A 12,641-nucleotide genomic window follows, 5' to 3' on the forward strand; every position below is an offset into this window, starting at 1 on the left:
TCATTACAACTATAATCGGCGTCACCGGTCATTAGGCTTCATTACCCCACAGGAAAAGTGGGAAATAACAATAGCTCTGACTCAACCATTATTAGAAAATATGTCCAACTAATCAGGGGCTAAGACATCCTGAATCCCTCGGCGCAAAGATGAAAGAAGCATTACGGCTTAGGCGGTCGAGTTTAGCGATAATCAGCGTCGCTCCCTGCTGCTTATTGGTGTCAATGGCTGAGGCTAGTTGAACCCGTTGATTTTTCTTTCCTGGTTCAACCTCCACAAAATTTAGGTATTCACTATAGGTAGGGAAAGGCAATGAAAGGCAGTCGGTTAGCAATCAAATCAGTAGTAAACTTAAGGCGGCTTTTATAGAGAGTTGCCAGGAGAGAGAAAGTAGTGGCTCCGACACGTTGCAGGATTTAATTGCAAAAAGTGCAAGGAATTATAAGAACGGTAAGATCAAGGGGGATGGATCGTGATAGTTTTTCGTTAACGTTATCGTCAACAAAGAAAAACGCAAGTAGCTAAGTCATTAAACAACAGCCACTTGCGTTAGTGAGTTTTGCTAAAAAAGTGATCCCGTTTGGATTCGAACCAAAGACCGACTGATTAGAAATCAGTTGCTCTATCCAACTGAGCTACGGGACCTAAAAAAGAGGAATGTTCACAATTTGCCCGCAAAACTACGGAGAATAGCCCAATTCGGCAAGTTGTAAAGCGCAATTCCGTCCGCATAACCCGTAATACTGCGTTTTTATCCGTAAAAATAGGGGCCTTGAATCTGCATCGGGATTCGAAACCGCAGGTGTCGGCCCGGATTCTAGTCGACGGCAGGCGCGTCAGCCGTGGTCACGGGAATGGTCGACAGGCGTCTGAATTCGGGTACTGTCGCTGACTGCTGCTTTATTAACTTGAGTTGCGCGGTATGTATCGCCAGCAGAAAAGCCGTTATTTTGCTGGTATCCAGGTCGAAGCAATAATACAAAGTCTGATTTCCTACCCGGCGACGATGTCCCGCCGAAAGGGCCGTTGCAAAGTGGGAGAGAACCTCCTGCTCCAGGTAGCTTTCCAGCCAATCAGCAACAATTAATTCACACGTACTCCGTAGTATACCCGTATCCGACCAAAGGGTGCTGGTGATCGTAATGTTGTTCAACATACGGCGCGGACGAGCAAAAAATGATAAAACCGTTGCTGGAAAAATAGGAGAGCAAAATAAGCTATCAATTGTTTTGGGGTCATAGCGATACGGAGGGAGTAACTGGCTGGAGATCGAAATAGAGTCAAAAAATATTCTATTTCGGTTACATGTTCCCAGTTTACCGATGAATGGAACAAAATTTAATACGGTGTTAATGGCGCCCCAGCAGGGTTAATCGTTATTTAATAAAAAGCAAAATTTGACGGATAAGGTAGCAGGTTGAGTTGTCACAGCCTTTGAAAGCCCCCGGAAAGAAGTTCGATTAATACCGAAGATTGACAGGGGCACTGCTTTGTAGGGGCCGACTAAACCGGAGAAGAACTTTTTTGAAAGGTATTGGGCAATCGGGGCTGCTCTTATGAAGAACAATTTTACTTTTAATGAAACCGTTAATAGAGGTATTGAAAACAAAATCTTCTCAGCAATGCCGGAGGATACTATTCAGCCAGAAAACCATCAGGCTTTTTTTTCACGTTCTTTCTTTCGTTTGATTGTCTTTTTGATTGTTTTTATTGTTGGTGGCTGCAAAACAAATGAAGCCATCGCTCCCGATACCTCAACTTCTGATTTCATTGTCGGGTGGGGGGATAGCCTGACGCAGGGAGTGGGCGGGACGCCCTACCTGACGGCACTGGAACAATTAACGGGTTATAAAACCATCAATGCCGGGATTGCGGGCCAGACCAGCACCCAGATTGCCCAGCGCATGCTGGCGGATAAAGAAAAGCATTCCTACAATACCATTATCTGGGTGGGGCGTAATAACTACCTGGAGCCCGACAAAATAAAATCCGATATCGCTGAAATGGTGGCGGCTCTGGGGCACAAACGTTACCTGATTCTGGGTATCATTAACGGAAGTATTCCGGTGTTAAATGAGCAGGTTTTTGGGCAAGGGCACCGCGCTATTACCCAATTAAATGTGGATTTGGGCAATATCTACGGCGATCATTACATCAATATCCACGCGTATCTGCTTTCCCAATACAATCCGGGTAGCATCAAAGATATCGCTGATCATACGAACGACGTGGTACCAGCTTCGCTTCGCTCCGACGAGTTGCACCTCAACACCGCGGGTTACATGAAAGTAGCCCAACGAATTAATCAAAGCCTGAAAACGCTGACCAATCGGTAGACAGAACTAGTCGCCGGAGTTCTGTAATTTAAGGTTCCTGCACACCGTGGCAGATCGGAACCGCTGGGGCATTGGGGCCGGGCAGGTGCCAGCCACTGACGCCCAGGCCGCGGCCAATGAGCAGTAAGGCTAAAAAAAGCGTGAAGACCGGTAGGATGCGGGTAAACCGTTGCCGAATCCGCTGCGGAAATAATTCCGGAATGAGCCGGATGCCCAACAGAGCAGGTAAGGTTCCGAGGCCAAACAAAACCATGTAACCCGCCCCGGCAACGGCCGATGACTGAGCGAGTGCTCCGGTTAAAGCCACATACACAAAACCACAGGGCAGCAAGCCATTCAGAAAACCGGCGGCACTCAGATTCAGCAAAGACGGATTGCGAAGTAATTTTGTCATGGGCGCGGTCAGCCGATTGAGAAAACCGGCCGTGTGGAAAAAACCGTACTTGCGGTTTGCCAGCGCCCACAGCAACAGTAAAAGCCCGGTTCCGATGGAAACCGGCCGCTGCAAACCGGCCAGCCATAATCCCTGACCCGTTAATCCGATCAGTAAACCCAGGAGCCCATACGCACTCACCCGGCCGCTGTGATACAGCAGGATTGCCGGAATCCGTTGCTGCGGTTGGAGCCGACCAACGGGCAGGGCCATCGCCAGCGGACCACACATGCCTACGCAGTGTAAGCTGCCGACCAGTCCCGTTACCAAAGCCGTTGAGTACCAGATATCCATGGGTGAGAAATCGATGCGGTCCGAGCGGATCGCGGGTGACTTATTTGATATAGAGTGGTTTTTCCGTAAAGTAGTCCTGCCGCCCGTCGGACCAGCTGAATTGAATTTTCCAGTACCCTTTCGCCAGTTTAGCCGTTGAAATGGTCTGCCGTTCCTGCTTCGGATTTAGAGACACGAACGTATCTTGCCGACGGTCGGAGGGCCGGTATAAGCTGACTTTTCCGCTCTGGACCGAGTCGGGGAAGGCGAATGCGATCTGCTGGTGATCTGCGTCGTAGGTTAGGTCAAACGATGACCCCAGCCGGGCGGTGCGGGCGGCCCGCTCAATTTGCAATTGATACGCCATTTCGGTCTGGTAATAATCGTCGCGAACCAGATCAACCCGCTGGCGCGTCATCAGGAAAACCAGGCTACCGATAAAACCGGCGAAAACAACGAAGACCAATACAATGCTTTTACCCCAGTTCATCTTTGTTTAGAGTTATGCGTGAAGAGTTAGGATCGAAGAGTTGTTGGAAGCACAGGGCCCCATTTTTCCTTCGTAACTCGTAATTTAGTTTGGACCCAGGAAGGTGGTGCTGACTCGGTCGACAACCGTGTTTCCCGACACTATTTCAATGTCCAGTTTGGTGCTGTTTTGCCGGATCGATTTTGCCGGTAAGCGGATAAAAAAGACGCTTTTGGCTAATTCGTTCGAAGGTACGTGGGAAACCGGCTGGACCATCCGAATTTGCCCGCCCGGATGATGGATACGGAACGAAACCGGCAGATCCTGGTAGGTTTTGTTCACAATTTCAACGGTGTACAGATTGGAAATAAAACCGTCTGCTTCCCGCTGAAAGAGCTGGCCTGGCGCCCTCAAAATGGTGGTTTCGATATCAGGGCGGCTGACCAACAGGTAAACCAACACGCCGAGTAAACCAACGAGCACGGCGGTATACGCTTTCATCCGTGTCGTAAACCGGAGCGGTTTTTTCTGTTCAATGCCCTCCAGCGAATCAACCCGAATCAGTCCCCGGGGACGGTCAATTTTGTCCATCACATTGTTGCAGGCATCGATGCAGGCTGTACAGTTGATGCATTCGAGCTGCGAACCATTGCGAATGTCAATTCCCATCGGGCAGACCTGAACGCAAAGAGCACAGTCGATACAATCACCTTTGAGCGTGGGCGAAGGTGCATTTTTTACCTTTTTTCCCCGAGGTTCACCCCGAACATAATCGTACGCAACCACGAGTGATGCTTTGTCCAGCAAAACGCCCTGCAACCGCCCGTATGGGCAAATGGTCGTGCAGACAATCTCCCGGAGTTTTGCGAAGACCAGGTAAAACGTAGCCGTGAAAATTAGGATAGAAGCCAGTCCGGCCCAATGCTCCGTCACGTCGTCGGTCATGATCTGGAAGAGGGCATCTTTTCCGATGATGTACGCCAGAAACAGGTTGCTGATGGCGAACGAGATCAGGAAGAAAACCGTATGCTTAGCGGTTTTTTTGACGATTTTCTCGCCCGTCCAGGGGGCTGCATCCAACCGTTTGCGGGCGTTGTGATCACCTTCGATCCAGATTTCAATTTTGCGGAAAACCATTTCCATGAAAATGGTTTGCGGGCAGGCCCAGCCGCACCACACCCGGCCGTAAATCACGGTGAAGAGGGCGATAAAGACGATAAATGTGATCAGTCCAATGGCAACCAGGTAAAAATCCTGGGGCCAGAACGGAACGCCAAAAAAGATGAATTTTCGCTCCAGCACGTTGAATAAAAACAGCGGATGGCCATCCATAGACAGAAAAGGCCCGGCAAATAAAGCCGCCAGCAATACCCAGGCAACGGCGGTTCGCCAGCGGAGCAGCGGCCCTTGCTCGATGCGTGGGTACAACCATTTCCGGCCACCCTGCTTGTCGGCATTCGGTAACTGGGTTCGAAAAGTATCGTTCTTGATCATCGTCGATTCCATGATGGAAGAATTAGTACGCGGGGGTCACCGGTGCTATGCCGATGCCCCGCGTGGTACTTTTATTCATTCAGCGCAACGGTTTCGGGCGCCACTTTTTCACCTTGAGGCTCCTTGGCGTTGGCCGGTTTGGAGCCTTGCAGCGACAGGATGTAACTGGCAACCTGCTGAATTTGCAGCGGGTTCAACTGATTTTTCCAGGGCACCATTCCTTTGTCCGGAACCCCTTCCGTAATCGTGTGGAAAACGGCCTTGATGGTGCCACCGTGCAGCCAGTACTCGTCGGTCAGGTTGGGGCCGATTACACCCTCGGCGCTCTGGCCGTGGCAGGCCGCGCAAAACTGGCTGTATATCACTTTGCCCGCATCCAGGGCCTGGGCATCGGCCAACACTGTAACGCTGTTTTCGTTGATCGAACCCGCTACTTTGGCGATGTAGGCTTCCCGTTGTTTCTTGGCAATGGTTACTTCCTGCGTGTATTCCTGAACCATAATGTCGCCATTACCGAAAACGTGGTAAACCAGCATGTAAATAACCCCAATGGCGATGGTGCCGTAGAAGAGTGACATAAACCAGGGCGGGGTAGGGTTGTCGAGCTCTTCAATACCGTCGTACTGGTGTTCCATCACCAGGTCTTTCTCCAGTTTCAGCGGAGCCAGCCCCGTAAACCGCTGCCAGAACGTCAACTTTTCGACGGTTTTTTGGGCTATCTCCTGCGGGGCCATCGCCTGTTTGACGGTGAGGTACAGATGGATGGATACCACCAGAAACAGCAGGCCAACCATCAGGAGAATACTGAGCAGAACAGCCAGGAAAAGGTCTTCACCGGTGTCTATCGTGAACCATCGGGTGTCGGGTTCAACGGCAAGCAAGATAGTCAATAGCTTCATTGTGAATAAACTAGGCGGTTTGGTCATCCAGTGGTAGCTGGCTAATCCGTTGAATGTGTTTCTTGTCGACGATCAGCAGATAAATGCCAACCAGCACAAAGAAGATCAGAAATGTTAGGAACGAGGTAACCATGTACAGGTCCGCGCCCGGGATTTTATCGATGAATTGCTTGAACATAGCTTTCAGGAGTTAAGATGTAGGAGCGAAGAGTGATGCGTTCGTTTCTGGGTATTTTTTAATTCATCACTCTTCCTTCCTGATGCATCATTCTAATTTCTTAATGTCGGTTCCCAGCCGCTGGAGGTAGGCGATAAGGGCAACGATTTCTTTGTCGGCTTCAACCTTGATGCCTTCCTTGGCCAGTCGTTGGCTTACTTGGGCAGCCTGGTTTTGCGCATCGGCTTCCGCGTTGGCAATCTGGAGATTATCGTAGGGAACACCGACGGCTTTCAACGCTTTCAGTTTCGCCGAGCTGTTGGTCAGGTCAAGTTTCTGTTCCAGCAACCACGGATACGGCGGCATAATCGAGCCGGGCGACATTGATGTCGGGTCACGCATGTGGTGGTAGTGCCACGAGTCGGGGTACTTACCGCCCTCCCGGTGCAGGTCCGGTCCGGTGCGTTTCGAGCCCCACAGGAACGGGTGGTCGTAGACAAACTCACCGGCTTTTGAGTATTCTCCGTATCGCTCGGTTTCACTCCGGAACGGGCGTACCATCTGTGTGTGGCAGTTTACGCAGCCTTCTTTGATATACAGGTCGCGGCCTTGCACTTCGAGCGCGGTATACGGTTGGACGGTAGCAATCGTCGGAACGTTGGAATCCACCATGAACGTTGGCACCAGTTCGATGAGTGATCCCACCAGAATCATAACCAGCGAGCCAATCAGCAGCGGAACGGGTTTGCGTTCAAACCAGCGGTGCCAATAAGTGTCGTGACCGGTCGCTACGTATTCTTTTTCCAGAGCCGGCGCTTCAGCCGGTTCGTTGGCCGTCAGGGAGCCAGCCACCATTGTTTTGAACAGGTTGTATCCCATCAGAATGGCACCGACCAGATACAGGGCTCCACCAGCCGCCCGCATCATGTGCATGGGCAGAATCTGAAGTGTGGTTTCCAGGAAACTGGGGTACTTCAGGGTGCCTTCGGGCGTAAATTCTTTCCACATCATACCCTGGGTGAAACCGGAGATGTACATCGGAATGGCGTAGAACAGAATGCCCATTGTGCCAATCCAGAAGTGAATATTCAGCAGCTTTTTGGAGTACAAAGGCGTGTGGTACAGGCGCGGAATCAACCAATACAGGATGGCGAAGGTGAGGAAACCGTTCCAGCCGAGGGCACCAACGTGTACGTGCGCTACGATCCAGTCGGTAAAGTGCGCAATGGCGTTGACGTTTTTGAGCGACAACATGGGGCCTTCGAACGTAGCCATCCCGTACGAAGTCAGACCTACCACCATGAATTTGAGAATGGCATCTTCCCGTACTTTATCCCAGGCACCACGCAGGGTCAGCAAGCCGTTGATCATCCCACCCCAGGACGGTGCAATCAACATCACCGAGAAAACAACTCCCAGTGACTGCGCCCAGTCGGGCAGAGAAGTATACAGCAGGTGGTGTGGCCCCGCCCAGATGTAGATGAAAATCAGCGCCCAAAAGTGCAGAATCGACAGGCGGTACGAATACACCGGGCGGTTGGCCATCTTGGGCAGGAAGTAATACATCATGCCCAGGTACGGCGTCGTCAGGAAGAACGCTACGGCGTTGTGGCCGTACCACCACTGCACCAGTGCATCCTGTACCCCGGCATAGAGGTAGTAGCTTTTGAACAGGCTCACCGGCATCTCAAACGAGTTGATGATGTGCAGGACCGCAACCGTTACGAACGTGGCAATGTAGAACCAGATGGCAACATACAGGTGACGTTCCCGGCGTTTGATGATCGTTCCAAACATATTGATCCCGAACACGACCCAGATCAGGGTGATGGCAATGTCGATGGGCCATTCCAGTTCGGCGTATTCGTGCGAGGTCGTAATGCCCAGCGGAAGCGTCAGCACCGCCGATAAAATGATGGCCTGCCAGCCCCAGAAATGGATTTTACTCAGTGCGTCACTGAACATGCGGGCTTTACACAGCCGTTGCAGTGAGTAATAAACGCCCATGAAAATGGCGTTTCCGACAAAGGCAAAAATGACAGCATTGGTGTGCAGCGGCCGAATCCGGCCAAACGTAGTGTACTGATTGCCGAGGTTGGCGGCTGGCGCAAATAACTGCGAAGCTGCGATTACACCCACCAACATGCCAATGACGCCCCAGATGACGGTGGCGACAGCAAAGTCGCGGACAATGGCATTGTCGTACGCGAAGCGTTCGGCCACCGGAGCGGGTTTAATGGGTACCCGGCGGCCTGAATCCGGTACGGTAGGATGACCGGAGGATGCTGCTGGTTCAAGAGATACATTCATAGGGACGGTTGGTTGTTTTTCGGTAGTTCGGTTGTTTTTAGGTCATCATCCAGCAACATTCGGATGGAGGGAGTGTAGAGATCATCGTTCTGTCCGTGGCGCATCGACCAGAAAAACGCTCCCAGAAACCCCAGCGCCAGCAACAGGCTGATGCCGATCATGAAAAAGATGACTTGCATGACGGTTTTGGTAACTTTTACGGTTTCAAAATTGGCGGAATTGTAACGGAGGAGGTATGAGGTTCATCAACAGCCAAGCTGATTTGAGTCAGGTCGACTCTTTACATGAAGAAATTGGTATGTGTGGAAGAATCGTTCGTTGAAAGGTGGAAACGGGGGAGCTGGCGGAGAAACACCGTTAGATTATCAGATTTTTAGTATAACGATATGGATATATAGTAGTATTTTACCGGTTAGGTTGTGGCGTTTTTAGGATTGAAAGTGACTTTTCCGGCAACAATTCTTCCAATAGGAAAAGGTTGTTCACTTTCAATAGGAAAACAAATGACTAGGACTCTCTTGACTGCTACGTTTGCTTTTGCCGTTCATGCTGCTTTGTGGGCCCAGCAACCGAATGCCCCGATTATTGAGCGGACGGAATCGATTATCTACGAAAAACGGGTGACCGAAAAGAGCCTGGGCACAACGCCCGTTGCCGTGACGATTCCCGAACTGCCTTCTCTGACTCTCGTTGAAGTTCCGGCTGGTGGAAATGCAGCACTGGGAAACGTTCCGCAAACGAACCGATCAGTTGCCGGGCAGTCCTTCACGCTACCTGTGGCACCCTCTGTCGATCAGAGCGAAATCCGGGCGTTGCGGTTGTTGATTGAAGCGCAGGGACATAAGATTGATAGCATCCAGCACCAAATCAGCCAGCAAAAAGCAGTAGCCATGACGCCCGAAACCGCAGGACGTCCGGCCAAGCCGCTCAAGCGCGATAATGTTTCCATCGGGGTTTATGCCGGTCCAAACCTGTCAACTTATTCAACGGACGAAGATAGCCTGGATTCGAAAGCGCGGGTTGGTTACCAGCTAGGGGTGTACGTGCGCGGTGGGGGGCGTTTGTTCGGTCAGCTGGGTGTTGAATACGTGGGTGTATCTTCCAAATTGTACAGCAAAGAAGACAAAGGAACGTCCCTGAATCAGATCAGCAGCACCATTAATACCCATTATGTCCAGATTCCGTTGCAAATCGGTTTCCGCCCCGCCATGACCCGGTCCAAACGCACCGGAATCCGGATTCAGGGGGGAGCTGAGTTATCGTATCTATTGGATACCGGTAAAAACGATTTCAAGCTGACGGATGATGACTACAACAAAACCGTCGTTAATTTACTCGGTGGTGTTGGTTTCGATTTGGGGCCGGTTACGCTCGACGTCGCTTATCACCACGGTATCAAAGATGCTTACAAAGCCCAAAATGCCAAGCTGCGCATGCTGAGTGCGAGCATTGGATTTAAATTCTAACGCAACTGGCTAGCTAAGCCGTCAAAACCACTATATCCCACCGGTCATCTTCCGGAGTCGCCTGTCTGTACGACGGCGATTTCGGAAGTTTTTATTTTCCGGCAAATACAAACTGCATCTACCGTCTGGAAACCAGAAAACAACTCTGTAATTTTGCGGGTAATTCGTGGTGATATTCCTGAAAAAATACAAAAAAGGGAACAATCATTGCGGGTTCAGTGTCTTTATTGGATAAGGACTACGCTTGCACACCATGACGCGAAGACAACACTTCATTATTATTCTGATTTTGGGGACGCTGACGACAATCAGTCCGTTCTCAATTGACATGTATTTGCCGGGCTTTCCGGCGATTGCCAAAAGTCTGCATACTTCCATTGATCAGGTCCAGCTTTCATTGACGGCTTATCTGATTGGTATTTCGTTCGGGCAGTTGCTGTATGGGCCACTGCTGGATCGTTATGGCCGCAAAATGCCGTTGTATGGTGGGCTGGTGTTATACCTGCTGGCGTCGGTGGGGTGCGCTTTTACCGATTCCATTGAAACCCTGATTTTGATGCGGCTTTTGCAGGCAATCGGGGGCTGTGTTGGGCTGGTAGCGGCTCAGGCACTGGTACGTGACTTGTTTCCGGTTTCAAAAATTGCGCAGGTTTTCTCATTACTGACCCTGGTGGTGGCTATTTCGCCCATGATTGCTCCGACCGTGGGTGGGTATGCAACGGTTGCTTTGGGTTGGCATTCGATCTTCCTGATTCTGGCCGGTATCACCGCCCTGATTCTGGTGGCTATTTACTTTGTACTGCCCGATGGAAAGCAGCCAGACCCTTCGTTGTCGCTGCGTCCGTCGGCCGTTATCGGTAATTTCTGGACGGTTTTGAAGCACCCCCAATTCCTGACCTATTCGCTGGTGGGCGGGATTGCTACTTCGGCCCCCTTTGCCTACATTTCCGGTTCGCCCGACGTGTTTATGAACATCTACCGCGTCAGTGAGCAGGAATACGGCTGGATTTTTGCTTTTCTGTCAATTGCTATCATCGCGCCTTCTCAATTAAATCATATTCTGTTAAAACGTTTCCGTAGCGAACAAATCATCTTCACAACCCTGACTTTTCAGTCGGTTATTGGGGTGATGTTGGTTTGGGGAACCTGGGCGGGCTGGTATGGCCCCTACGGTTTAATCGCCATGCTGTTTCTGTTTCTGCTGGGGCAAAGCCTGACCGGACCTAACGCGTCGGCGCTTTCCTTGATGCCATTTGCCCGACACGCTGGGAGCGCTGCGGCTTTGATGGGTAGTTTCCGGATGGGTTTTGGAGCCCTGGTTTCAGCCTCCGTCAGCATTTTTCACAATCATACGGCAATTCCAATGGTAGGCATGATGACACTTTGTGTTATTAGCGGTTTGGCGTTTTTACTGCTCGGGCAGCGGATTGTCCAATACCGGACTAAAAAGACCGGCGTAGGCGAATCGATTTCGGAAGCGATGCTATAACATACGATGCTGTATACACGAAAAGCCGTTGTAGAACTGATCTGCAACGGCTTTTCGTTTTTTGCTGTGCCGCTTACTTACTTGCCTCGGTGGTGGATTGCTCCTGAATGGCACTGGGATCCATCCACATCACTTCCCACAGGTGACCGTCCAGATCCTGAAAACCGTGTCCGTACATAAACCCCTGATCCTGCTTTTCATTCGGAGCTGTTCCACCAGCGGCTACGGCTTTGCTGACCAACTCATCGACGGCTTCCCGGCTTTCGGCCGATAGGCAGAAGATGGCTTCGGCACTTTTCTTTGTGTCCGCAATCTCTTTCTTCGTGAATGATTTGAAATAATCCTCGACCAGTAGCATGAAGTAAATAGTGTCACTGACTACCATGCAGGTGGCATTCTCATCCGTAAACTGCGGGTTGAACGTGTAACCAATTTTGGTGAAGAAGTCGACAGATTTGTTCAGGTCTTTAACGGGTAGATTGATAAAAATGCTAGTGGCCATGTGTATTTGTGTTTTGAAGTTTACAGGACAAAAGTAGCGCCGGATAAGGACAGTCAGCGTGTGTAGATGCGACAAGATGCGGGTTGTTTACGACATTTTTTTTACGCCGTTTTTAGCCTTTTTTGAGTTAAAAACCGGTTTTCTGACGCTTTTTTTGAGGGTAAATGTTACCGTATTTTAAACTATGGTTTCACAAATAAGTCTATAAGGCATTCACCTACAAAAAAGGAAGCCATGAAAACGATTCAATATAACCTCACTCTGATTGCGCTGGTCGTGATTCTGACAGGACAATCGATCCAGGCTCAAATCCTGAAAAGCTGGAGTCCACAGGCAAAAGGAGCGGCCATTGGGGCCGGTTCCGGTGCAGCCGCGGGGGCCATTATTCATAAACGGAACCGCGTTGTGGGCGGGGTTGTCGGGGGCGTTGTTGGGGGCGCTGCGGGCTACGCGATTGGCAAACACATCGACAATAAACGCAAAAAAGCCGCCTGGGAAGAAGCAGGCCGTCGGGCCGCCGAACGCCCGCTGGCGTCCGGTACGGGTGCGGCTCCTTCCATCACGAAGCGAACGGGTGCGGTGGCAAAACCGGCTAAGGCGGCAACCCCCGCCGTTGCGCCCGCGTTCAGCGCGGTGACCAAGCCAGCACCGGAAGTGGAAACTCCGGAGAATCCGGCGCTCTACATCCTGAATCAGGGGTATCTGCCCAATCCCTACTACGGGGAATCCGATTCACCCTATGGGTTGACGGACTACCGGCAAAAAAGCTGGTAACGGCCTTGATTTCTTAGTCAAACCTCAAATCGCAATCAT

Annotated in this window: 14 protein-coding genes and 1 tRNA gene; 4 read left to right on the plus strand and 11 right to left on the minus strand. The window is 50.8% G+C overall.

Annotated elements, in window-relative coordinates; genetic code table 11:
* Nucleotides 1–112: 112 nt before the first annotated feature.
* The 3 genes from ACYVH9_RS20015 to ACYVH9_RS20025 form a co-directional block, all read right to left on the minus strand.
* Nucleotides 113–277 carry a hypothetical protein gene (locus tag ACYVH9_RS20015; protein ID WP_460638530.1) on the minus strand — a complete coding sequence of 55 codons (165 nt, stop codon included), beginning with the start codon at nt 275–277 and terminating at the stop codon, nt 113–115.
* 294 nt (nt 278–571) lie between these two features.
* Nucleotides 572–645: transfer RNA gene (locus ACYVH9_RS20020), tRNA-Arg, on the minus strand.
* A gap of 172 nt (nt 646–817) precedes the next feature.
* Nucleotides 818–1,156, minus strand: coding sequence for a hypothetical protein (locus tag ACYVH9_RS20025; protein WP_460638169.1), 339 nt, complete (start codon nt 1,154–1,156; stop codon nt 818–820).
* 529 nt (nt 1,157–1,685) lie between these two features.
* Here ACYVH9_RS20025 and ACYVH9_RS20030 point away from each other — a divergent pair.
* On the plus strand, nt 1,686–2,336 hold the full coding sequence (locus ACYVH9_RS20030; RefSeq protein WP_460638170.1) for an SGNH/GDSL hydrolase family protein: 651 nt from the start codon (nt 1,686–1,688) through the stop codon (nt 2,334–2,336).
* Nucleotides 2,337–2,364: 28 nt separating this feature from the next.
* On the opposite strand, the gene ACYVH9_RS20035 is transcribed toward ACYVH9_RS20030, so the two are convergent.
* From ACYVH9_RS20035 to ccoS, 7 genes are all read right to left on the minus strand, one after another.
* Nucleotides 2,365–3,063: a sulfite exporter TauE/SafE family protein gene (locus tag ACYVH9_RS20035; protein ID WP_460638171.1), complete on the minus strand. Its 699-nt coding sequence runs from the start codon at nt 3,061–3,063 to the stop codon at nt 2,365–2,367.
* Nucleotides 3,064–3,103: 40 nt separating this feature from the next.
* Nucleotides 3,104–3,532: a FixH family protein gene (locus ACYVH9_RS20040; protein ID WP_460638172.1), complete on the minus strand. Its 429-nt coding sequence runs from the start codon at nt 3,530–3,532 to the stop codon at nt 3,104–3,106.
* A gap of 84 nt (nt 3,533–3,616) precedes the next feature.
* A complete protein-coding gene (ccoG, locus tag ACYVH9_RS20045; protein WP_460638173.1) occupies nt 3,617–5,017 on the minus strand; it encodes a cytochrome c oxidase accessory protein CcoG in 1,401 nt (466 codons plus the stop codon).
* 59 nt (nt 5,018–5,076) lie between these two features.
* Entirely contained in the window at nt 5,077–5,904 is an 828-nt protein-coding gene (locus ACYVH9_RS20050) for a cbb3-type cytochrome c oxidase N-terminal domain-containing protein (protein ID WP_460638174.1), read from the minus strand.
* A gap of 10 nt (nt 5,905–5,914) precedes the next feature.
* Entirely contained in the window at nt 5,915–6,082 is a 168-nt protein-coding gene (locus ACYVH9_RS20055) for a hypothetical protein (RefSeq protein ID WP_460638175.1), read from the minus strand.
* Nucleotides 6,083–6,169: 87 nt separating this feature from the next.
* Entirely contained in the window at nt 6,170–8,371 is a 2,202-nt protein-coding gene (gene ccoN, locus ACYVH9_RS20060; RefSeq protein ID WP_460638176.1) for a cytochrome-c oxidase, cbb3-type subunit I, read from the minus strand.
* Nucleotides 8,368–8,550, minus strand: a complete 183-nt coding sequence (gene ccoS / locus ACYVH9_RS20065; protein ID WP_460638177.1) for a cbb3-type cytochrome oxidase assembly protein CcoS — start codon at nt 8,548–8,550, stop codon at nt 8,368–8,370. Before ccoS ends, ccoN begins: the two co-directional genes overlap by 4 nt.
* Before the next feature lie 324 nt (nt 8,551–8,874).
* Between ccoS and ACYVH9_RS20070 the strand changes: the two genes are divergently transcribed.
* Together ACYVH9_RS20070 and ACYVH9_RS20075 are read left to right on the plus strand one after the other, a co-directional pair.
* A complete protein-coding gene (locus tag ACYVH9_RS20070) occupies nt 8,875–9,837 on the plus strand; it encodes a porin family protein (RefSeq protein ID WP_460638178.1) in 963 nt (320 codons plus the stop codon).
* 253 nt (nt 9,838–10,090) lie between these two features.
* The gene (locus tag ACYVH9_RS20075) at nt 10,091–11,326 is read left to right on the plus strand and encodes a multidrug effflux MFS transporter (RefSeq protein WP_460638179.1); all 1,236 of its coding nucleotides are present in this window, start codon (nt 10,091–10,093) and stop codon (nt 11,324–11,326) included.
* Between the two features lie 73 nt (nt 11,327–11,399).
* On the opposite strand, the gene ACYVH9_RS20080 is transcribed toward ACYVH9_RS20075, so the two are convergent.
* Nucleotides 11,400–11,828: a VOC family protein gene (locus tag ACYVH9_RS20080; RefSeq protein ID WP_460638180.1), complete on the minus strand. Its 429-nt coding sequence runs from the start codon at nt 11,826–11,828 to the stop codon at nt 11,400–11,402.
* Between the two features lie 234 nt (nt 11,829–12,062).
* Between ACYVH9_RS20080 and ACYVH9_RS20085 the strand changes: the two genes are divergently transcribed.
* Nucleotides 12,063–12,602 carry a YMGG-like glycine zipper-containing protein gene (locus tag ACYVH9_RS20085; protein ID WP_460638181.1) on the plus strand — a complete coding sequence of 180 codons (540 nt, stop codon included), beginning with the start codon at nt 12,063–12,065 and terminating at the stop codon, nt 12,600–12,602.
* Nucleotides 12,603–12,641: the final 39 nt, after the last annotated feature.

Source organism: Larkinella harenae (assembly GCF_054780515.1).